17 protein-coding genes are annotated in these 19,723 nt (G+C 50.4%); 13 read left to right on the forward strand and 4 right to left on the reverse strand.

Annotation, left to right across the window (positions count from 1 at the left end; genetic code table 11):
* Window positions 1-143 precede the first annotated feature (143 nt).
* The 7 genes from QOX44_RS14930 (at window position 144) to QOX44_RS14960 (ending at window position 8,034) form a co-directional block, all read left to right on the forward strand.
* Window positions 144-2,072, forward strand: coding sequence for a hypothetical protein (locus QOX44_RS14930; RefSeq protein WP_283684259.1), 1,929 nt, complete (start codon window positions 144-146; stop codon window positions 2,070-2,072).
* A gap of 31 nt (window positions 2,073-2,103) precedes the next feature.
* Window positions 2,104-3,486, forward strand: coding sequence for an NCS2 family permease (locus QOX44_RS14935; RefSeq protein ID WP_283684261.1), 1,383 nt, complete (start codon window positions 2,104-2,106; stop codon window positions 3,484-3,486).
* Between the two features lie 80 nt (window positions 3,487-3,566).
* Window positions 3,567-4,973, forward strand: a complete 1,407-nt coding sequence (locus tag QOX44_RS14940) for a sedoheptulokinase (RefSeq protein WP_283684262.1) — start codon at window positions 3,567-3,569, stop codon at window positions 4,971-4,973.
* Window positions 4,974-5,034: 61 nt separating this feature from the next.
* A complete protein-coding gene (locus QOX44_RS14945) occupies window positions 5,035-5,223 on the forward strand; it encodes a hypothetical protein (RefSeq protein ID WP_283684264.1) in 189 nt (62 codons plus the stop codon).
* A gap of 2 nt (window positions 5,224-5,225) precedes the next feature.
* Entirely contained in the window at window positions 5,226-5,852 is a 627-nt protein-coding gene (locus QOX44_RS14950; RefSeq protein ID WP_283684265.1) for a stage V sporulation protein AA, read from the forward strand.
* Between the two features lie 24 nt (window positions 5,853-5,876).
* The gene (locus QOX44_RS14955) at window positions 5,877-6,293 is read left to right on the forward strand and encodes a stage V sporulation protein AB (RefSeq protein WP_283684266.1); all 417 of its coding nucleotides are present in this window, start codon (window positions 5,877-5,879) and stop codon (window positions 6,291-6,293) included.
* 91 nt (window positions 6,294-6,384) lie between these two features.
* A complete protein-coding gene (locus QOX44_RS14960; protein ID WP_283684268.1) occupies window positions 6,385-8,034 on the forward strand; it encodes an ABC-ATPase domain-containing protein in 1,650 nt (549 codons plus the stop codon).
* Window positions 8,035-8,152: 118 nt separating this feature from the next.
* Here QOX44_RS14960 and QOX44_RS14965 read toward each other — a convergent pair whose 3' ends face one another.
* The 3 genes from QOX44_RS14965 to QOX44_RS14975 form a co-directional block, all read right to left on the reverse strand.
* A complete protein-coding gene (locus QOX44_RS14965; protein WP_283684269.1) occupies window positions 8,153-8,503 on the reverse strand; it encodes a cupin domain-containing protein in 351 nt (116 codons plus the stop codon).
* Window positions 8,504-8,552: 49 nt separating this feature from the next.
* Window positions 8,553-10,118 (reverse strand): autoinducer-2 kinase, encoded by a 1,566-nt coding sequence (gene lsrK, locus QOX44_RS14970; protein ID WP_283684270.1) that lies wholly within the window; start codon window positions 10,116-10,118, stop codon window positions 8,553-8,555.
* Window positions 10,119-10,215: 97 nt separating this feature from the next.
* Window positions 10,216-11,142 carry a sugar-binding transcriptional regulator gene (locus QOX44_RS14975; protein ID WP_283684271.1) on the reverse strand — a complete coding sequence of 309 codons (927 nt, stop codon included), beginning with the start codon at window positions 11,140-11,142 and terminating at the stop codon, window positions 10,216-10,218.
* A gap of 271 nt (window positions 11,143-11,413) precedes the next feature.
* Here QOX44_RS14975 and QOX44_RS14980 point away from each other — a divergent pair, with 271 nt between their 5' ends.
* From QOX44_RS14980 to QOX44_RS15005, 6 genes are all read left to right on the forward strand, one after another.
* Entirely contained in the window at window positions 11,414-12,928 is a 1,515-nt protein-coding gene (locus QOX44_RS14980) for a sugar ABC transporter ATP-binding protein (protein WP_283684273.1), read from the forward strand.
* The gene (locus QOX44_RS14985; RefSeq protein ID WP_283684275.1) at window positions 12,925-13,926 is read left to right on the forward strand and encodes an ABC transporter permease; all 1,002 of its coding nucleotides are present in this window, start codon (window positions 12,925-12,927) and stop codon (window positions 13,924-13,926) included. The genes QOX44_RS14980 and QOX44_RS14985 overlap by 4 nt, the downstream gene beginning before the upstream one ends.
* 2 nt (window positions 13,927-13,928) lie before the next feature.
* The gene (locus QOX44_RS14990; protein WP_283684277.1) at window positions 13,929-14,954 is read left to right on the forward strand and encodes an ABC transporter permease; all 1,026 of its coding nucleotides are present in this window, start codon (window positions 13,929-13,931) and stop codon (window positions 14,952-14,954) included.
* A gap of 77 nt (window positions 14,955-15,031) precedes the next feature.
* Window positions 15,032-16,108 carry a substrate-binding domain-containing protein gene (locus QOX44_RS14995; RefSeq protein ID WP_283684278.1) on the forward strand — a complete coding sequence of 359 codons (1,077 nt, stop codon included), beginning with the start codon at window positions 15,032-15,034 and terminating at the stop codon, window positions 16,106-16,108.
* Between the two features lie 139 nt (window positions 16,109-16,247).
* Window positions 16,248-17,126 carry a 3-hydroxy-5-phosphonooxypentane-2,4-dione thiolase gene (gene lsrF / locus QOX44_RS15000; protein WP_283684280.1) on the forward strand — a complete coding sequence of 293 codons (879 nt, stop codon included), beginning with the start codon at window positions 16,248-16,250 and terminating at the stop codon, window positions 17,124-17,126.
* A gap of 127 nt (window positions 17,127-17,253) precedes the next feature.
* Window positions 17,254-18,180 carry an AEC family transporter gene (locus tag QOX44_RS15005; protein ID WP_283684281.1) on the forward strand — a complete coding sequence of 309 codons (927 nt, stop codon included), beginning with the start codon at window positions 17,254-17,256 and terminating at the stop codon, window positions 18,178-18,180.
* Between the two features lie 81 nt (window positions 18,181-18,261).
* Here the strand turns inward: QOX44_RS15005 and QOX44_RS15010 are convergent, their stop codons facing one another.
* Window positions 18,262-19,626, reverse strand: a complete 1,365-nt coding sequence (locus QOX44_RS15010) for an MATE family efflux transporter (protein WP_283684282.1) — start codon at window positions 19,624-19,626, stop codon at window positions 18,262-18,264.
* Window positions 19,627-19,723 lie beyond the last annotated feature (97 nt).

Here is a 19,723-nt window from a genome sequence, read left to right on the forward strand (position 1 = left end):
CTTCGGAGCGCTTTGGAGAAAAGTGACAGAAAATAGGAAGCGGGTCTTTTTCATTTTCAGGGATTATGGTATAATACTAAGAGCACCTGGCGAGGCGATTTCGTTCAGGTCAGAATGTGAAAGATAAGATGGTGGTGTTGCTATTGAAGGAACAGGAACGGGTAATTTTTACAAAGGAGGAGCTGGCGGCAGCCGTCAATGTCCCCGCCGTAGTGGAGCAGGACTTAAAGCGGATCATTACGCACCGGCTGGAGCAGTGCGGTCTTTACTTTCGGGTATTTTCGAGGATCAAGACAGCTTCCTCCATGGCAAATAAGTTTGAACTAAAGGAATACGGAGCGCACCGCAAGCTGCAGGATCTGGTCGGCGTGCGCATCAATCTTTATTTTGATGATGATATAGAGATCTGCCGCCATATCATGGAAAATACGTTCGAGGTGGTCGGATGGTCGACCTCGAAGCGCAGCGAGGCAGAGTTTAAGCAGACAAAGCTAAATGGTGTATTTCGTCTTCCCGGGTATTTAAAGGATGAGATCTCTGCGGAGACGTGGGAGATGTACATTGACGATACCTTTGAGATACAGATCAAGACGATGTTTTTTGAGGGCTGGCATGAGATCGAGCACGACATGCGCTATAAAGGAGAGGAGCTGTGGAATCATTTTCCGGGCTTTTCCAGATACTTGAACAGTATTCTGGCTACGCTGGAGCTGTGTGACAAGTCGATGGTCACGCTCTTTGAGGATCTGGGGCATGAGCTGTACAAGGCAGGGCGCTGGAGTGATATGATCAAGAGCCATTTCCGGCTCAAGCTTGGCACCTCATCTCTTTATCCGGAGGTCGAGGAGCTGCTTGATAAGGACATGGACCGTGTGGATAATCTGGCAAAAAGAATCTATAAAACGCCGCGCCCTCTGCTTGTAGAGCAGCTGATGCGGCGCAGCAGAAAGATCCCGATCAATGCAAACACGATCGTGGCGCTGCTAAATGACAGCCAGTTCCATGACGCGCGGCTGTCTGCGATCTTTAAGCAGCGGGATGTTTACAATGACGGACGGGAGGAAAGCCTTGCAGAATCGAGGTATTATGAGCTGCGTCCGCTGACGCGCCATACGGTATTTCAGATGTGCACGCAGGTGGACGGGAGCAGGCTGAAGACCGATGCGCCAGTCACGCCGGAGCTGATCTTTGAGCGGTCTGCGGACTGCATCTACAGATGGATCGTCCGAAAATACGGCGTACTGTTTAAGAACATGCCGCAGAGCGTGACGACCTACCATGCAGATATCCTGGCCTATCATGTATCCATCAATTATGACCGGAAGCGCTGCCGGATGAATATGCATGTGCGCCATATGGATCTGAGTGTCGGAGGAAGGATCTGGTATTCGGAGGCGGCGCTGGAGCCGGATCAGCAGGGGAGGATCCTGCTGAAGGTATGCAATGGCTATGCGGAGCCGGAGTACGATGATCATTATGTGCAGGAGGGAGCCGGGATCTTTTTCAGCTATCCGGGCTACTATAAGATGATCGTAGACAGCGTCGGCATCTTCAACGGCGTCAACTGCCTGAACAAACGCCGTATGCTGCGGGAGGAACGTTTCGATGAGCTGATCACTGCGCTTCGCGATAAGGAGCGTCAGTTCCCGATCATTGTGATCCTCTCAAAGGAGACGCCGGACGGGATGATGGATGAGGAATGGCTCGCGCCGTTTCGTGTCTCTGATTTTACAAGGACTGTATGGCGCTATGCGCACGTATACACAGGCTATGAGGAGGAAGGCAGAAGGTTCCTTTCTCTGGCGGGAGTGGACGGCGATGCGCAGGAGGCGGTGCCGAAGCTGTACATTTTCTGGCCGGACGGCACGCACGACAGCTACGGACCGGAGGACGTCAGAAATTGCAGCTTTGGGCGTCATATGGAGGCGAGAGTCGATATGCTGACTTACGACATTGTCCGGGGCGGTCAGGCGTTTTATCACAAGATCGTCACAGAGCTGCGCGACTGGAATGTATCGGCCGATATGTGGGAAGGCTTTAAATTAGAAATACTTACAGAAATACCGGAATAAGAGAAAAGATGTTTGAGAAACGGAGGATGTTATGAACCTGGATAAGATATTTCACCTGAAAGAAAATCACACGGATGTAAAGACTGAGATCATGGCCGGGATTACGTCATTTATGACCATGGCGTATATCCTGGCAGTCAATCCGAACATACTCTCAGCGGCGGGTATGGACCACGGAGCTGTATTTACAGCAACTGCCGTAGCAGCATTTATCGGTACGCTGTGTATGGCGCTCTTTGCCAACTATCCCTTTGCGCTCGCTCCGGGTATGGGACTGAACGCATATTTTGCTTATACTGTTGTGCTTGGCATGGGGTATTCGTGGCAGGTAGCGCTTGCGGCAGTCCTTGTAGAAGGCCTGATCTTTATCCTTCTGTCTGTATTTAATGTGCGTGAGGCGATTTTTAATGCGATCCCGTTCAATCTGAAAAAAGCGGTCAGCGTCGGCATCGGCCTGTTTATTGCATTTATCGGACTGCAGAACGCAAAGATCGTGATCGGAGGCTCCACGCTTCTGAGCCTCTTTTCACTTGAGGGCTATAATCAGACCCTGGGAGAGGTAAAAGCAACCTTTAACGATGCAGGCATCACAGTGCTTCTGGCGATCATCGGCGTGATCATCACCGGGATCCTGGTTGCAAAGAATGTGAAGGGAAATATCCTCTGGGGTATTCTCATCACATGGGGGCTTGGCATTATCTGCCAGCTTGCCGGCGTGTATGTGCCGAATGCAGAGCTTGGCTTTTACAGTCTGCTCCCGGATTTTTCCGGCGGGATCTCCATACCGAGCCTGGCTCCGATCTTTGCAAAGTTTTCATTTGCCGGGGTGCATATTCTGGAATTTGTCGTTATTGTATTTGCTTTTCTGTTTGTAGATATTTTTGATACGATCGGTACGCTGATCGGCGTAGCTTCAAAAGCAGACATGTTGGATAAGGACGGAAAGCTCCCGCGCATCAAGGGCGCGCTGATGGCGGATGCGATCGGTACGACAGCAGGCGCAGTGCTTGGCACTTCCACTGTCACCACATTTGTAGAGAGTGCCTCCGGTGTATCAGAGGGCGGACGCACAGGGCTTACCTCTCTGACAACGGGTATTCTGTTCCTGCTGTCCCTGTTCCTCTCACCGATCTTTTTGGCGATCCCGTCATTTGCGACAGCTCCGGCGCTGATCATTGTCGGATTTTACATGCTGGGTGCAGTGACCGAGATTGATTTTAAGGATGCGACAGAGGGAATCCCGGCATTTATCTGTATCATAGCAATGCCGTTTTTCTACAGCATTTCAGAGGGCATCGCAATGGGAGTGATCTCCTATGTAGCGCTGAATCTTGTGACAGGAAAACGCAAAAAGACAGGACCTGTGATGATCGTTCTGGCGGTGCTGTTTATTTTGAAATATATTTTTATGTAGGAAATCTTCAAACACTACAATATACAGATGGTCCGGGGCAGCTGGCTGCTTCGGACTATTTAATTTAGGAGGAAAAGAATATGAAGGCGATAGGAATTGATATTGGGACGACTACGGTCTGCGGCATTGTGCTGGATATGCAGACAGGGGAAGTGGCAGAGGTATGTACGCTGGATAATGACTCCGGGATATCGGGGAAGCCGTACGAGCGGCTTCAGGACGCGCAGCGGATCTGGGAGCTGGTACAGGGGATGTACCACCAGTTTTTACAGCATTTTTCGGACATCTGCTGCATCGGTCTGACGGGACAGATGCACGGGATTGTGTATACAGATGCGCAGGGCTGTGCAGTAAGTCCGCTGTATACGTGGCAGGATGAGAGGGGAAATGAGACGGATCAGGCAACCGGGCAGACGTATGTGCAGCAGCTCTCTGACCGGACCGGCTTTGCGATGGCGTCCGGATTTGGTCTGACCACGCACTATTATCAGACGATACACCATCAGATACCGGAGCAGGCGGTACATTTTTGTGCGATCCACGATTATATCGGGATGCGTCTGGCAGGCCGCCGGGAACCGCTTGTCACATCCTCTACGGCTGCGAGCTTTGGGTGCTTTGATATAAAGAACAGCCGTTTTGATACAGATGCGATAAAACGTGCAGGAATGGAGGAATCCTATCTTCCGCAGTGCCAGGATGGCTGTATCCTGCTGGGATACACACCACAAGGCATAGCAGTCAGTGCAGGAGTCGGCGATAATCAGGCGAGTGTGATCGGTTCGGTAAAGGATGTGCAAAAGAGTGTTCTGATCAATGTGGGTACAGGGGCACAGGTTTCTGTGGGGGCAGATCACTGGATCGATGCGAAGCATGTGGAGCTGCGGCCGGTGACGGGAGATGCTTATCTGCTTGTCGGCTCCAGTCTGTGCGGCGGCAGAGCGTATGCGGCTATGGAGCAGTTTCTGCGCCGGACGGTGATGCTGATGACCGGGGAGGATCCGGGGAGCCTGTACCAGAAGATGGATGAGATCCTGGCCCAAAGGGAGGCGGCTGCAAAGGCATTCGGGGACGCTGCTGGCAGCGGAGCTGCAGGTGGAGATTCCAGTCTGCAGTTTCGCACAAGCTTTTGCGGGACGAGGGAAGAGCCGGAGCTTACCGGCTGTATCAGCGGGCTGACGCTGTTGAATTTTACACCGGAAGAATTTATTTATGGAGTACTTGCAGGGATGGCGCAGGAGCTGACTGGATTTTATGAGCAGATGCGAGGTCAGGGCGCTGCAAGGCCGCAGTATCTGATAGGGAGCGGGAACGGACTGCGCAAAAACCGCCATTTACAGAAGATTTTTGAGGATGCCTTTGGGATGAGGATGCAGATACCGGCGCATAAGGAAGAAGCATCTTACGGAGCGGCGCTGTATGCCATGACAGCCTGCGGACAGTGCAGGACGCTTCGGGAGGCGCAGGAACTGATCCGGTATCTGTAATGTATAAAATTTCCTTCGACTGGTCATACTATGGTCTGATCAGTAAATGGAGGGAAATGCGATGAGTCGGAAATTTCTGATGAGATATGTGACGTTGATCCTGCTCCTTTTGCTTTTTGCAGGAGCAGCCTGGTATGTGACGGAGTACATGGGAGAGCCGTATGAGGATGCGGTGCTGGTAAGCAAAGAGGAGTATGATGCAGGGCGGGTGCAATGCGCAGTACGGGCTTTGCCGCATGAGGAGGGATGACGATGGCAGGAGAGACATTGTATCTGAAGCTGGATAAAAACATGCAGATAAAAACAGACCACGTCATGCTGGGCGATATTGCGGGGATCAGCTGCAGTACAAAGACGATCGAGAACAGAGTCAAAACACTGCGCCTGCCGACCGGGCAGATCAAAGGCCCGGGCCGCTATGTATTTTCTGTTCTTGATGTGATAGCGGTCATTCATGAAGTTTATCCGGAGCTTGAAGTCACGAGTCTGGGAGAAGCGGATTTTATTTTAACAGTGGAAGAGGAAAAACCGTGGGGGATGGCAGTAAGCTGGATGAAAACAGGGTTCGTCTGCCTGCTTGCTTTTTTCGGAGCAGCATTTTCTATCATGGCATTTAATAATGATGTCAGTGTCACAGCTTTGTTTGGACAGCTCTATGAAACAGTGACGGGTGAAACCTCAGGAGGCTTTACGCTGCTCGAGGTCAGCTATTGCATTGGGGTCGGCATGGGGATCCTGATTTTCTTCCATCACTTCGCACGCAGAAGATGTGTATCAGATCCTACTCCGCTTGAGGTAGAAATGCGGACCTATGAGGATGAGGTCGATACCACAATGATCGAATCGAGCGGGCGCAACGCAAAGAAAACTACAAAATAATATTTCGCAAAGGAACGGATGGATATGGAGCATATCTTACTGGCAGTGACTGGATTTGCCTCCGGCTTTATTGTAGCGGGCGGAGAGGTGGCGCTGATGATCGGACTCGGGATCATCACGCGGTTTATCGGTGTGACACATACAGCAAAGCATATCCGATATTATGAGGATGCGATCCTGCTCGGCGCGTTGGCGGGAACAATCCTTACCGTATTTGATGTAAGGCTCGCAGCGGGCGCGTGGATACTCGGGCTGGGCGGTCTGTTTATGGGGATGTTTGTCGGCGGCTGGATCATGGCGCTTGCGGAGGTCATCAACGTATTTCCGGTCTATTTCAGGAGACTTGGGATTACAAAGGGAGTAAGCTGGGTGATCCTTGCTATGGCAGCCGGCAAGACGCTGGGTGGTCTGCTGCATTTTTATATGCGCTGGGGGAAGTGACTTTTCGCTTTCCCCATGATATAATAGGAGCGCCCGACGGGGCATTTCACGTTTTGTAAGAAAGAAAAAGGATACAGGAGGGAGCAGTTTCATGAAGACGCAGCAGGAGCTTAGAATGCAGCTTCGCCAGATCGATCATAAGAGCTATAAGGCGTATAAAGTGCTGGAGGGAGAATATGATTTCCGTACATATCGGCTGTGCATTGATCATGTGCAGGGCGATCCGTTTGCAACACCATCGCGCGTGCGGATCGTTTATGACAACAAAGGCAGCATTCCGGCAGAATATCTGGAAAGCAGACACAGGAGGATTGCCGTAGAGGATGCGCTTTTGCGCAGGCTTCACAGGAATCTGCGCGCCTGCATGGACGGAGGAAGAAAAGGTTCTGGAAAGAGCGGACTTGTGACGGCGTGCCGTGCGGGGCAGGAGGTGCTGGAGCGGACCGCGATGCATGTCACTGCCACAGAGATCGTGGCAAGGATAGAGGTGGGATTTCCGGCTTTTGGTCGGACGATCGCAGCGGGAGCGCTTGAGGAGATCCTGTTTGATCTGCTGCCGACAGTCGCAAAGCGGACCTTTTCAGGTGTACAGGAGCTCGCGGCGGCGGTGGAGCTGGCAGATGATCAGCAGTTTATACGGGAGGAGCTTGAACGAAGAGGACTTGTCGCTTTTGTGGCAGATGGAGCTGTACTGCCAAGAGAGAGCGGTGTGTCGCAGCGCCCGATGAAACAGGCAGTCGCCTTCAAAAGCCCGGACACTCTGGCAGTGACGCTGCAGCTCCCGCATCAGGGGCCGCTGCGCGGTATGGGGATACGACGCGGGATCACGGTGATCGCAGGGGGCGGTTTTCATGGAAAATCCACACTGTTAAAAGCGCTGGAGCGCGGTGTGTATAATCACATAAAGGGAGATGGACGCGAGTTTGTGATCACGCAGGAGAGCGCATATAAGCTGCGCGCAGAAGAAGGACGCTGTGTTCACGAGACAGATATTTCCATGTTTATCAGCAATCTTCCGACAAAGGCAGATACGACGTGCTTCTCTACGGAAAATGCAAGCGGCAGTACCTCGCAGTCGGCAAATACGGTGGAAGCGCTCGAGAGCGGAAGCAGCGTACTTTTGATCGATGAGGATACGTCAGCGACGAATTTCATGATCCGTGATGACCGGATGGCGCAGCTTGTATCCGATGAGAAAGAGCCGATCACACCGTTTATCCGAAAGGTGCGCAGTCTCTATGAAGATCTTGGCGTATCGACGGTACTTGTGGCGGGCAGCTCCGGTGATTTTCTGACGGTTGCGGATACGGTGCTTCAGATGGACTGCTATGTGGCACGTGATGTGACAGCCCGGGCAAAGGAGCTTGCGGTAGCTCTGACGCAGGAGCATGCCGGAAAAAAGATATGGGTCAGAAAGCGTGTGGCGAAAAAGAGGGTCGAGAAGGTGCGCGTACATGGCTGGGACTCGATCAGCCTGGACCGAATGGAGATTGATTTGCGCTATATGGAGCAGATTGTAGATGAGAGCCAGAGCGCGGCGCTTGCTTATATCATGCAGTATGTGCTGGAACGTATGGCAGATGGGAAAAAGAGTGCGTCACAGCTTGCACGTGACGTATCGCATAAGATAGAAAAAGAAGGGATCCTGAGTGTGACGCCGAAGAATTATGGCGCAGGCGCAGCCGCTGCGGTGCGCAGACAGGAGATCCTTGCATGTCTGTGCCGCTATCGCGGACTGTAGGAATTGTTATGGTGCTGCAAAATAGACCTCTGGCAGATTTTGCAGCACTATTTAATAATTGAAAATCCCCTCTGTGGGAAGAGACGCGTGCGCCGCTTCTTGCAGAGGGGGATGTTTTTTAATACGTATAGTTTTCTACGTCTACTTTATCTACTTCCTGGAACGGAGCCAGTGTAGAGATCATTTTGATCGGTTTGTCGTAGTTATTGATGCAGTAGTGGATCTCACCCGGCTCAATGTGGATGAACTGTCCCGGATAGAGATGATTTACTACGCCGTCTACAACGATGTCGATCTCACCTTCCAGAATATAGAAATTCTCTTCCATCACATTGTGGTAATGTGCTTTGAAATCCTGTCCCGGCATGAACTGTACGACTGCAAAATTCATGCGTGGCCCTTTCATGAGATATTTGGGACCGCTGTCTTTGAAGCGATACTCTCTGTCTTTTTCATCAACAATATACATAATCGTGTTCTCCTCTCAGATTTTATTGATATGCATGCCTGTCTGTAGTTTACAGACCGGGAGCAACCCACATTGGTTTTGTGAGCCCCTCGTTTACAAGGGCAAGCTGGGCTGCATAGACCTTGCGCCAGGTCTGGTACATTTCTGTGTAGACCTTATGATTTTCCATATCCGGCATAAAGCAGCGATCCCATTTTACGGTGCGCTTTGCGCCTTCTTCAATACTGGAGTAGAGGCCTACGCCGTATCCTGCCAGAATGGCTGCGCCCAGAGCTGTCGCTTCTTTTACGACAGGAACTCTGACCGGCATGCCGAGTACGTCTGCCAGAATCTGGGACCAGAGCGGGCTCTTGGAGGCGCCGCCTGCGAAGATCACCTCGGAAGGCATGTTCCCGGTCGCTTCTTTTACCAGCTCCATATGTCCCTTCACGAGAAGGGCGGTGTTCTCCAGAATCGCCCGGTAGAAGGTATAGCGGTTAAACTTTTCCGGGATCAGCTCGAAGTTGGTAAATGTAGGAGCTGCGTGCTTCCAGTTGATAAAGTTCATCACATCGCTGAAGGTACACATCATTCCGTAGCAGCCGGCAGGGATTTTTTCTGCCTCTTTGTTCATCAGGTTGTAGGGATCCTCACCGGTTGCCTTTGCCAGTTCCTTTTCAGCCTGGCAGAATGCGTCGCGATACCAGCGCATCACGAGTCCCGGCTTGAAGGCAAGCGCTTCGTACTGCCATACACCCGGAACGGCGTGACAGTTTACACGCACCCGGCACTGCGGATCAGTCGCCCCGTTGTCTGTGTTGAACTCGTACTGCCAGAAGCTGCCTCCGAAGACAGCTGCCTGATTCGGGCTGGTGGCGCCTACACCGATCGTGCCGAGCTGGCAGTCTCCGCCGCCGACTACGACAGGAGTACCGACTGCCAGTCCTGTATCAGCGGCTCCTTTTTCGTTTACCTTTGCAATGATGCTGCCGCATTCCATGACAGGTGGGAAAATATCGTCCTTCAGACCACATTTGCGTGTAATGGAAGCGTCCCAGCTGCGGCTTTTGAGATCAAAGATACCAGTGGTGGAGCCATTGCTCGGCTCGATTGCTTCTACCCCTGTGAGCTTTTTGATCAGCCAGTCATTGAACATGCCGATGGTTGCTACCTTTTCGTATACCTCCGGCATCTTTTCTTTTACCCAGAGCAGACGCGGAAGCGCGCCGAGCGCATAGGTCTGTCCGCTCTTTAAGTAAATGTCTTTTTCCATCTGCGGATCCATCTGGATCAGCCGGCCCACCTCGTCGTCGCTGCGGGCGTCTACATTGGCGCAGGCCCAGATCTCGTTCCCATCCTTGTCGTAGAGAACGATGCCCTCACGCATACATGTCGTGGAGATGGCCAGGATCTGCTCCGGGCGGATCCCGGTCTGCTCGATCACGCCGCGCACACATTCACTTGCCAGTTCCCAGTTATGTACCCAGTCGAAATCCATGCTGCCCGGGTAACGCGGATCTTCTTTGTGCTCCCATTCCCGCTGTACGCAGCCTGTCTGGTTCCCCTCCGGATCGAAGAGGACGGCTCTGACGCTTCCGGTACCGGCATCAATTGCCAATAAAAATTGTTCAGCCATAAAACCCTCCTTATAAATGATAATAGAATGAACTGGTGATAACACCTTATGCTAAAAATATTACGTCTGCAAAAGAAAAGAAGAGATACCGCGGTGTCTATGCCAGAGCAAGCACCTGTGATGCGGTATTTTCGTCTGTGATCAGTGTATTGAGGTATCCGCCTTTGAGCGCAGCCGAGATAGCGGCGACCTTTGTCTCTCCGGCAGCTACACCGATGGTATTTCCAAGCGCCTTCAGCTTTTCCAGAGGAGTACTGATCAGACGGCCTTCGATGTCAGACGGGACAAGATTTCCGTCCTTATCAATAAAGTGGCACAGGATATCTCCTACCGCGCCTTTCATGGACAGCAGCAGGAAATCGTTGCTGGAAAGCATTCCATTGGTGACAATCGTAGCATTTTCATCCATACCGCCGATCCCCACGACAGACAGCTGCGCCAGAGTCGTCATATTAAGGATCTGCTCTACGCTTGGCTCCTGTTCGATCGCACTGACCATTTCTGCGCTTTTCATAAGAAGAGGCGCCGGAGTCAGGTAAAGTCTGGCATTAAAGATGCTGGATCGGGTATTTGGAAGATAGTAGTTGACTCCGCCGGTAAGCGAAACAACATTTACAGGAAACTGCGAGGAATTTGACAGGTAATTTAAGATCCTGCTTGTCGTATCGCCGTATCCCATATTAATGTAGCTGTTCTGATCGAGATGTTCGCACAGATACATGGCGGCGGCCTGCGCTACGCCCTCATTGACATCTCTGCCGTTGATCGGGGAGGGGACAACGAAAGCGTCCTTCAGATGGAAGCGCTTGATCAGCTCCTGCTCGATCTCCATACGATTGCTGTCATTTTCACGGATAGAAAAACGGATGATACCGTTTTTGCGGGCTTTATCCAGCAGACGGTTTACACGAAGCCGCGGGATGCCCAGATATTCTCCGATCTCCTGCTGGGTAAACCCTCCGATATAGTAAAACCAGGCAGTCTTGACCAGCAAAATCTCCTCGTAATCGTATCCTCCGGTCATACTGTCACTCCTTTCATTTAACAAAAGTTCTGGAAAAAATCAGAAGTTCATTTTTATAGCAAAAGTGTATCATGAAAAACAAAGCCTGTCAATGCCCAATGACCTATTATTTATGGAAAAAGCATAATAATTTTTATACAAAAAAAATATTCAAAACGGTTTACATATAGAAAAATACGACAAAGATTATGGTTGACAAAAGCCGCAAATTATCGTATAGTACATTTAACATTATTTTTTGATTGCAACATTTGTTAAAGGAGGGAAGGTTTTGCCAGCAAAAGCGCTTTTAAATATCAAGAATATATACAAGTCTTTTGGCCTGAATGAGGTCCTAAAAGGCATCAGCCTTGATTTAAACGAGGGTGAGGTCCTGGCGCTGATCGGAGGAAATGGAGCAGGAAAGAGTACACTGATGAAGATCATCATGGGTATCTACCAGCACGACAGCGGAGAGATCTACGTAAAAGGCGAGAAAGTTACTTCAAACAAGACCAGTGCAGCTCTCGCAAGCGGCATTTATATGGTTCCGCAGGAGCCGCTGCTGTTTCCGAATATGACAGTAGAGGAAAATATAGAGATCGGCTTTGACAAAAAGAAGGCGGATCTGCATAAGGAGCTGGTGGAGCTGATCGACAGTGTGGGCTGGAAGCTTGATCTGAACAGAAAAGCAGGCAGCCTGTCCATCGCAGAACAGCAGATGGTAGAGATCCTGCGCGGTCTGCTGCGCCGGGCACAGATCCTGATCCTGGATGAGCCGACGAGTGCTCTGACATTTGATGAGGTAGAGAGCCTCTTTAAATGTGTAGAGGATTTGAAGGCAAAGGGGATCGGTATCATCTACATCACCCACCGTCTGGCAGAGGTGTTTGAGATCGCTACAGATGTAGCTATCATGCGCGACGGAAAGGTGCCGGTATGCGGAAAGGTGAGCGAGTTTACCAGAGAGATGCTGGTAAAGGGACTGCTTCCTCCGGATGCGCAGGAAAAGGAAGATACGATCAAGGAGCATCTGAAAAAGGTTGATTATACACATCAGAAGCCGGTATTTGAGGTACAGAGCTTAAGCGGCTATGGATTTACGGATATTTCTCTGAAGGTATATCCGGGTGAGATCCTCGGACTGGCAGGCGTGGTGGGAGCCGGAAGAACAGAGCTTGCCACTACGATTTTTGGAAAGGACAAAGTACTTTCTGGAAAGGTGATTCTGGATGGAAAAGATATCACAGGACTTTCCACCAGAAAGGTGATCGAGGCGGGACTGAATTATGTGCCGGAGGATCGTCATTATCACGGATTGTTTAAGATCAGTGATATTGCAGTAAATACTTCAAGCGCAATGCTCGCAAATCCTGCTATGGGCAAGTTCTTCTTAAATAGGAAGGAAGAGTACCAGATGACGCAGAAATACATTGATGATTTCCGCACCAAGGTGACCGGGCAGGAGCAGCTGGTAGGCAGCCTTTCCGGAGGAAATCAGCAGAAGGTAGTCATCGGAAGATGCCTTTCCACCTCACCAAAGCTGGTCATCCTCGATGAGCCGACCAGAGGAATCGACGCCGCAGCCAGAGGAGATGTGTATTCGATCATCCATGAGCTGCGTGAGCAGGGCGTTGCCGTTTTGCTGATCTCCTCTGATATGGAAGAGATCATAGAATTATCAGACCGTGTCATGACAGTCTGCCAGGGACGGATCAATGGAGAGTTCACAGGTGATGAGATCAATCAGGATACTCTGATGTCCGCTTCCTTTGGTATCACGAAAAATGCGGAGGTGGGAGCATGAAAAAGATCGTAAAGACAAGAGAAGTCAGCAGCTTTCTGTTTCTGATCGCCCTGTTTGCAGTAGTCGGGCTGATCAACCCCAGCTTCCTGACCTCAGAAAATATCATTTCCTGTTTTAATGACAGTGTGGTATACATTATCATTTCCGTAGGTATGGCGTTTGCTATTTTTATCGGAGAGATCGATGTATCCGTGGGTGCGAACCTTGGTTTTACAGCTACAGTAGTAGCCAGTATGTTAAGAGACGGACAGAACTGGGCGCTTGCTTTTGCGACAGGTATCCTGATCGGCGCGCTGATCGGTCTGTTTAACGGCTGGGGTGTTTCTGTGATGGGTGTTCCGTCCCTGATCTTTACGCTGGGAACGAACGGCGTGATGCGAGGCATGATGTATGTTTATACGCAGGGCGCATGGGTGGAAAACCTTCCGGCAGACTTTAAGCAGCTCTACAGCGCAGAGCTTTTCGGTCATATCAGTGTGATCTTTGTCGTGACAGTGATCATGGTGATCGCAGTACATATATTATTGAAACACACGAAGCGGGGACGCTATTTTATCGCGGTCGGTGATAATCCGGCAGGCGCGGCGCTGGTAGGTATCCCGGCTACGGGGACAAGAGTGGCTGCATATGTGATCTGTGGTATCTTTGCAGCGATTTCAGGAATTGTATTTGCATCGCGTATCGGATTCGTCACAGCGATGTCCGGAAACGGTTATGAGATGAAGGCAGTGGCAGCCTGCGTGCTGGGAGGCATCAGTCTTTCCGGTGGTGTGGGCAGCGTGATCGGCGCTTCGATCGGCGCAGTGATCATGGCAAGTATCAGCCGTCTTCTGGTATTTATGGAGCTCGGCTCGACATACGATAACACGATCACCGGCGTAATGCTGATCACGATCGTAGTCGCAGACGCCCTGATGCAGAGAAGAAATGCAGAAAAGAACAGAAGACAGAGACTGGCAGCAAGAACAGCTGCTGCGGGGGAAGGAGGAAATAAATAATCATGAATAAATCCTTTTCCGATAAGATGAAACACTTTTTGAAAAGCTGGGAAATGGTGCTGATCTGCATCATGGCGGCAGAGTTCATTATTTTCGGAGCTGCGAATGCAAAGTTTTTAAGACCGGCTCTGCTGCTCAACAGTATGAATGACTTTATGTCTATCTGTATCATTTCCTTATTTGTGACCTTCGTTATGATCACGGGAGGTATCGACATCCAGGCCGGTGCCATTGTCGGACTGACCTCAATCATCATTGGCGTGTCATGGCAGGATTTCGGCTGCAATATCTGGGTGGCTGTTCTGATCGCGATCGTAGTAGCGGCGATCTGCGGCGCTCTTTCGGGATTCTTTATCGCTTACTGCGGTGTGCAGGCCATGGTGGTGACGCTGGGCGGCAGCTTCCTCTATGCAGGTATCGCGCTGCTGATCTCCAATCTGGCTTCTACAGCCAGCTATCAGGGTATCAGCGGATTTCCGGATTCCTTCCGTATACTTGCAAAGTATAAGTTTTTTGGAATCGTGCCAAGTCAGCTCGTGATCTTTCTGATCCTGGCTGTGCTCGCATACATCCTGCTGCACAGAACGAAGTACGGAAGAAGAGTCTTTCTGGTAGGTGTGAATCCGCAGGCAGCTTCCTACTCAGGAATCAATACGAAGCGTGTGATCATGAGCACTTATGTGCTTTCGGCAGTCAGCGCAGCGATCGCAGGTATCGTGCTGACCTCTTATCTTGGCAGTGCGAAGAGCGATCTGGGTTCAAACTTTACATTGAATATTATCACAGCTGTCGTGCTCGGCGGAACACTGAGTACGGGCGGTAAGGGAAGCGTAGTCGGTACAGCCCTGGCATCTATGATCATTGGCATGCTGCGTTTTGGATTGCCGCTGTGCTTTAAGGTGGGTACACAGTATCTCGATATTCCGGTTGGAATCCTTCTGCTGGTCGTTGTACTGGGACGCTCTATAGCAGGAAATTCTTCTGTGATCAGGCTGATGGCAAAATTTAAAAAGTCAAAGGCTGCTTAAAGATGATGTTTGGAGGACGTGCGGACGTACCTCTGGCATAATAAAACTATATAATTATTAAAGGAGGAAAAGAAACTATGATGAAAAAAGCTTTAGCTACAACTCTGGCAGCAACTATGCTGTTGGGAACGGCCGGTATGGTAGCAGGTGCAGAGGAGAAAAGTGTAGAGGGAATGACCGTTGCGTTTATTCCGAAGGTAACAGGAAATGCATTCTTTGAGTCTGCAAACGATGGCGCTCAGGAATTTGCTGAAAAATGGGGCATCACAGTTGAGTACATGGGAAGCTCTGTAGCAGGTGCTGCTGAGCAGGTTGAGGTCATCCACCAGGCGATCAACACAGGTGTAGATGCGATCTGTATTTCTACAGTAGATGCAGCAGGTGTATCTGATGCACTGAAGGAAGCAGCAGATATGGGTATCACAGTTTGTACATGGGACTCTGACGCAAATGTAGAAGACCGTGCGCTGATGGTATCTCAGGGTACACCGGAAGTTCTTGGAAAGATGCTGGTTGACATGGGTGTTGACGGACTGACAAAGCGCGGCAAAGACCCGGCAGCAGATCCGATCAAATACTGCTGGCATTATTCACAGGCAACTGTTACAGACCAGAACTCCTGGCAGGTAGCAGGCGAGGCTTATATCAAAGAGAATTACCCGAACTGGGAAAACGTTGCTCCGGACAACTACTACAGTGAGCAGGATTCTGAGAAGGCTGTAAACGTAGGCGCAGCTGTTCTGGATAATCATTCTGACATTGACCTGATCCTCTGCAACGACTCCACAGCTCTTCCGGGACAGCTCCAGGCTGCTCAGAACGCAGGGCTGACAAAAGATGACATTACAATCACAGGATTTGCATCTCCGAACTCTATCAAAGAATTCTGCAAAGCAGGCGTTCTTTATGAGTGGGGACTGTGGGACTGCAAGATCCAGGGTGCTATGGGCTGCTACGTAGCTGCATACCTGGCTGCAGGCAACGAAGTTAAGGTTGGCGATACCATCTCTATCCCGGAGATCGGTGATGTAACAGTAGAGCCGAACGAAAGTATCGCAGAAGGCGCAGCTACAGGCGATGTAAACAACGGTGTTGTTCTGCTTCCGGAGCGCGCAGTATTTGACGAGACAAATATGGATGACTACAACTTCTAAAAAAGATTCCTGTTGTATTCCCGCAGACGGAATATGATGGAAGTATTGGAGGCATAAGAGAATGCCGCAATAGTTTCATTTGAATACTGTTGCGGCAGTTTCTTTATGGATAATATATAAAGCAAAGAGAGGTAAAAACATGGCAGACAAAGATGGACTGAAGGTAGCAAAAGATTATCATGTAGAGGTTCCTTTTGGAAATACAGATGGATTTTATGTAAAAGGAGCCAATAATCTGGATTGGGGTATGCAGAAGCACCTTTCCAATATTTTTAATCCAAAGAGTGGAAATTCTGTAATGTTTGCATTTGACCACGGATACTTTATGGGATCTACAGCCGGACTGGAGAGACTTGATCTCCTGCTTCCGAAGCTGGCTCCGTATGTAGACGTATTTATGGGAACAAGAGGAGCGATCCGCACCTGTGTTCCGCCTCAGATCACGAAGGGTATCGCACTTCGCGTAAGCTCCGGCTCTTCCATGCTCAATGACGATCTGTCACATGAGGTAGTAGCTGTAGATATCGAGGATGCGATCCGTATGAATGCAGACTGCATGGCAGTACAGACCTTTATCGGAGCAGACGGACAGCTCTCCAGTATCGATAATCTTTCCAGAACGATCAATGCAGGTATGCGTTACAGCATCCCTACGCTCGGCGTTGTCGCAGTAGGAAAGGATATGGAGCGTACAGACCGTTTCTTCAAACTGGCGACACGTATTGTTGCAGAGATGGGCGTACAGCTTGTCAAGACATACAACTGTGACAATTTTGAAGAAGTAGTGGCAGCCTGCCCGGTACCGATCGTTGTAGCAGGCGGAAAGAAGCTGGCAGAGAAGGATGCTCTGACCCTGGCATACACAGTAATCTCCAAGGGAGCAAGAGGCGTTGATATGGGACGCAATATCTTCCAGAGCGAGCATCCGGTTGAGATGGCACAGGCAGTGGCAAAGGTAGTACATGAAGGCTTTACAGACGTACAGGCATATGAATTCTATCAGGATATGATCCACTGATAAGGACAGAAACGCGGGATGCTGCAAATGAACAATTTGCGGCATCCCGTTTTTCCGCTGTACAAAGAGGGAATCATCCGGCGTGATGTGCAGATTCCAAAAGAAGTGATTTTTCGGGAGGAGAGATATGGCTTTACAGGTGATAAATATGGTGCTGCCGGTGCTGGTAATGATCGCGATCGGCTGCCTGTGTAATAAAAAACAGATTTTTAATATGGAAGGGCTTCAGGGACTAAAAGCAGTGATCGGAAATGTGATGCTTCCGGTCGTGCTTTTTAACGCCTTCCTAAAAGCAGAGTATAACCTCAGGGTACTGGTTGTGTTTCTGGTCGTATTTGCAGGATTTGGGGCAGCGATCGCGGTGGGATTTGCGCTGCGCCGGTTTGTAAAGCCGTATGGAAAATTTCTTCCTTTTCTGCTGGCAAGTGCAGAGGGCGGCATGCTGGGCTATACGCTGTATGGACTGATCGCAGGCAGCCAGTCCGGCTTTGCAGCTGTAGATCTGGGACAGACGGTGTTTGCTTATACCGTGTGGCTGGGCCTGCTGACCTCTGTGGATGGAGGCAGGGTAAGTGCGCGGGGTCTTTTGAAAAATATGTTCTCCAACAAATGTTTTCTGGGCATGGCGCTTGGGATTGTACTGGGTGTGGCAGGCGTAGGAAAGCTGCTGTTTTCGTGTCCGGCAGGCAGTACAGTAAGTGCTGTGATCGAGATGCTCACTGCGCCGGTCAGCGCGATCGTGCTGCTGATCGTAGGCTACGAGCTGAATCTGAAGCTGGAGCTTTTTGTTCCGGTGGCAAAGACGATCCTGTTTCGCCTGCTCATTATGGGAGGACTGCTGGTGCTCAGTAATCTGATCATTTTCAACCTGTTTGCGTTTGACAAAGAGCTGGAGATCGCCCTGATGATCCTGTACTGTCTTCCGGCGCCTTTTATCATTCCGATCTTTTCTGATGTGGGAGAGGACGGAGAGTATGTGGCGACAGCCCTGTCTGTGCATACGCTGGTAACGGTCATACTGTTTGTAGGGATTGTGGCGTACAGCTTTATATAAGAGAAAAGAAAAACCCGTCCGGTTTCCAGAAAAGTATGGTATATTCTGGAAACCGGACGGGTTTTGCCTGCTGCAGGTGTGTTACCTGGGAAGGCTGCCGGAGGCTTTGCTTTCTGGTGATCGGACACTTAGAAAGCGCATATAGAGCAGTCCCGCCGCATCGGCCAGGATCCAGCCGATCGGGATCGCCCACCAGATGCCGTACACACCGATCGCCGGAACCGGAGCAAGCAGATAAGCCAGCAGGACACGCGTGCCCAGCGACAGGATGGTGAGCACAAGTGACATTTCCGGACGGCGGATGCCGCGGTAATAGCCGTAGAGGAGAAAGAGGATCCCGATACCGCAGTAAAAGGCACCCTCGATCCGCAGATAGCCGGCGCCGATCGCGATGATCTCTGCCTCAGAACCGTTGACGAAGATCCTCATCAGCCATGGGGCAGTGAGAAAAACTAGGATCGAAACACAGAGACAGAAAAGCGCGGATACGCGAAATGCACTCTTGGTACCTTCGCGGATACGATCCCTGCGGCTGCCGCCGTAGTTCTGTGAAATAAACAAAGAAAATGCGTTGCCAAATTCCTGTGCAGGCATATAGGCAAAGGAATCGATCTTGACAGCGGCGGCAAAGGCTGCCATAACGGCAGGACCGAAGCTGTTGACGAGCCCCTGGATCATCAGGATACCAAAATTCATGACAGACTGCTGGATACTTGCAGCAAGTGAGAAGTTTACGATCTCTTTTACTGCCGGCTTTCCAAAGTCTGCTTTTTTTATGTTCGGGCGCAGCGAGATCTCTTTTCTCCAGGTATACACAGCGATCCCGATCCCCGAAAATGCCTGTGCGATGACGGTCGCTGCTGCGGCTCCTTCTACGCCCCACCGAAATACGATGACAAAAATAAGGTCAAGTACAATGTTCAGAAGTGCAGCCAGACCGAGGAACCAAAGCGGTGTGACGGAGTTGCCGATCGCGCGCAGCAAAAATGCAAAATAATTATAAAGGAACACGAAGAAGATTCCGATAAAGATGACAAACACATAGCCGTGCATCATGTCAAACAGCTCATCCGGCGTCTGTAAAAGCTTCAGGATCAGATCGAGCCCGGCAAAGACAAGCGCGGTCATTACGAGTGCTGTGGCTCCGATCAGAAGGAAAGACAGCAAAATGCTGTTTTTCATTTTTTCCTCGTCTTTTTGCCCAAAATAATACGAAAAAACAGAACTGCTTCCCATGCACAGTCCGATGAGGATGGAGGTCAGGAAGGTCATCAGTGTATAGGCAGAGCCAACGGCTGCGAGTGCGTTGGCGCCGATAAACTGACCGACGATCAGTGTGTCTGCGATATTGTAACACTGCTGGAGCAGGTTCCCGAGGATCATCGGGCCTGCAAACAGCAGCATGGTCCTGGTTACATTTCCCTGTGTCAGATCTTTTTTTGCCATAATATTCTCCGTAACATTTAGGCAGCAGCTGATGTCAGCTGATGGCTGCTGCGAATTCAGAATAAGCATATGTATAAAAATTTACAGCTGTGTGGTG

It is taken from the genome of Parablautia sp. Marseille-Q6255 (genome assembly GCF_951230155.1).
Lineage (GTDB): Bacteria > Bacillota > Clostridia > Lachnospirales > Lachnospiraceae > Choladousia.

Coding starts and splice junctions, on each gene's coding strand:
- QOX44_RS14975 (WP_283684271.1), bottom strand. CDS start 11,142: ATGACCGGAGGATACGATTACGAGGAGATTTTGCTGGTCAAGACTGCC.
- QOX44_RS14985 (WP_283684275.1), top strand. CDS start 12,925: ATGAAAAAGATCGTAAAGACAAGAGAAGTCAGCAGCTTTCTGTTTCTG.
- QOX44_RS14940 (WP_283684262.1), top strand. CDS start 3,567: ATGAAGGCGATAGGAATTGATATTGGGACGACTACGGTCTGCGGCATT.
- QOX44_RS15005 (WP_283684281.1), top strand. CDS start 17,254: ATGGCTTTACAGGTGATAAATATGGTGCTGCCGGTGCTGGTAATGATC.
- lsrF (WP_283684280.1), top strand. CDS start 16,248: ATGGCAGACAAAGATGGACTGAAGGTAGCAAAAGATTATCATGTAGAG.
- QOX44_RS14955 (WP_283684266.1), top strand. CDS start 5,877: ATGGAGCATATCTTACTGGCAGTGACTGGATTTGCCTCCGGCTTTATT.
- QOX44_RS14935 (WP_283684261.1), top strand. CDS start 2,104: ATGAACCTGGATAAGATATTTCACCTGAAAGAAAATCACACGGATGTA.
- lsrK (WP_283684270.1), bottom strand. CDS start 10,118: ATGGCTGAACAATTTTTATTGGCAATTGATGCCGGTACCGGAAGCGTC.
- QOX44_RS14950 (WP_283684265.1), top strand. CDS start 5,226: ATGGCAGGAGAGACATTGTATCTGAAGCTGGATAAAAACATGCAGATA.
- QOX44_RS14995 (WP_283684278.1), top strand. CDS start 15,032: ATGATGAAAAAAGCTTTAGCTACAACTCTGGCAGCAACTATGCTGTTG.
- QOX44_RS14990 (WP_283684277.1), top strand. CDS start 13,929: ATGAATAAATCCTTTTCCGATAAGATGAAACACTTTTTGAAAAGCTGG.
- QOX44_RS14965 (WP_283684269.1), bottom strand. CDS start 8,503: ATGTATATTGTTGATGAAAAAGACAGAGAGTATCGCTTCAAAGACAGC.
- QOX44_RS15010 (WP_283684282.1), bottom strand. CDS start 19,626: ATGGCAAAAAAAGATCTGACACAGGGAAATGTAACCAGGACCATGCTG.
- QOX44_RS14945 (WP_283684264.1), top strand. CDS start 5,035: ATGAGTCGGAAATTTCTGATGAGATATGTGACGTTGATCCTGCTCCTT.
- QOX44_RS14960 (WP_283684268.1), top strand. CDS start 6,385: ATGAAGACGCAGCAGGAGCTTAGAATGCAGCTTCGCCAGATCGATCAT.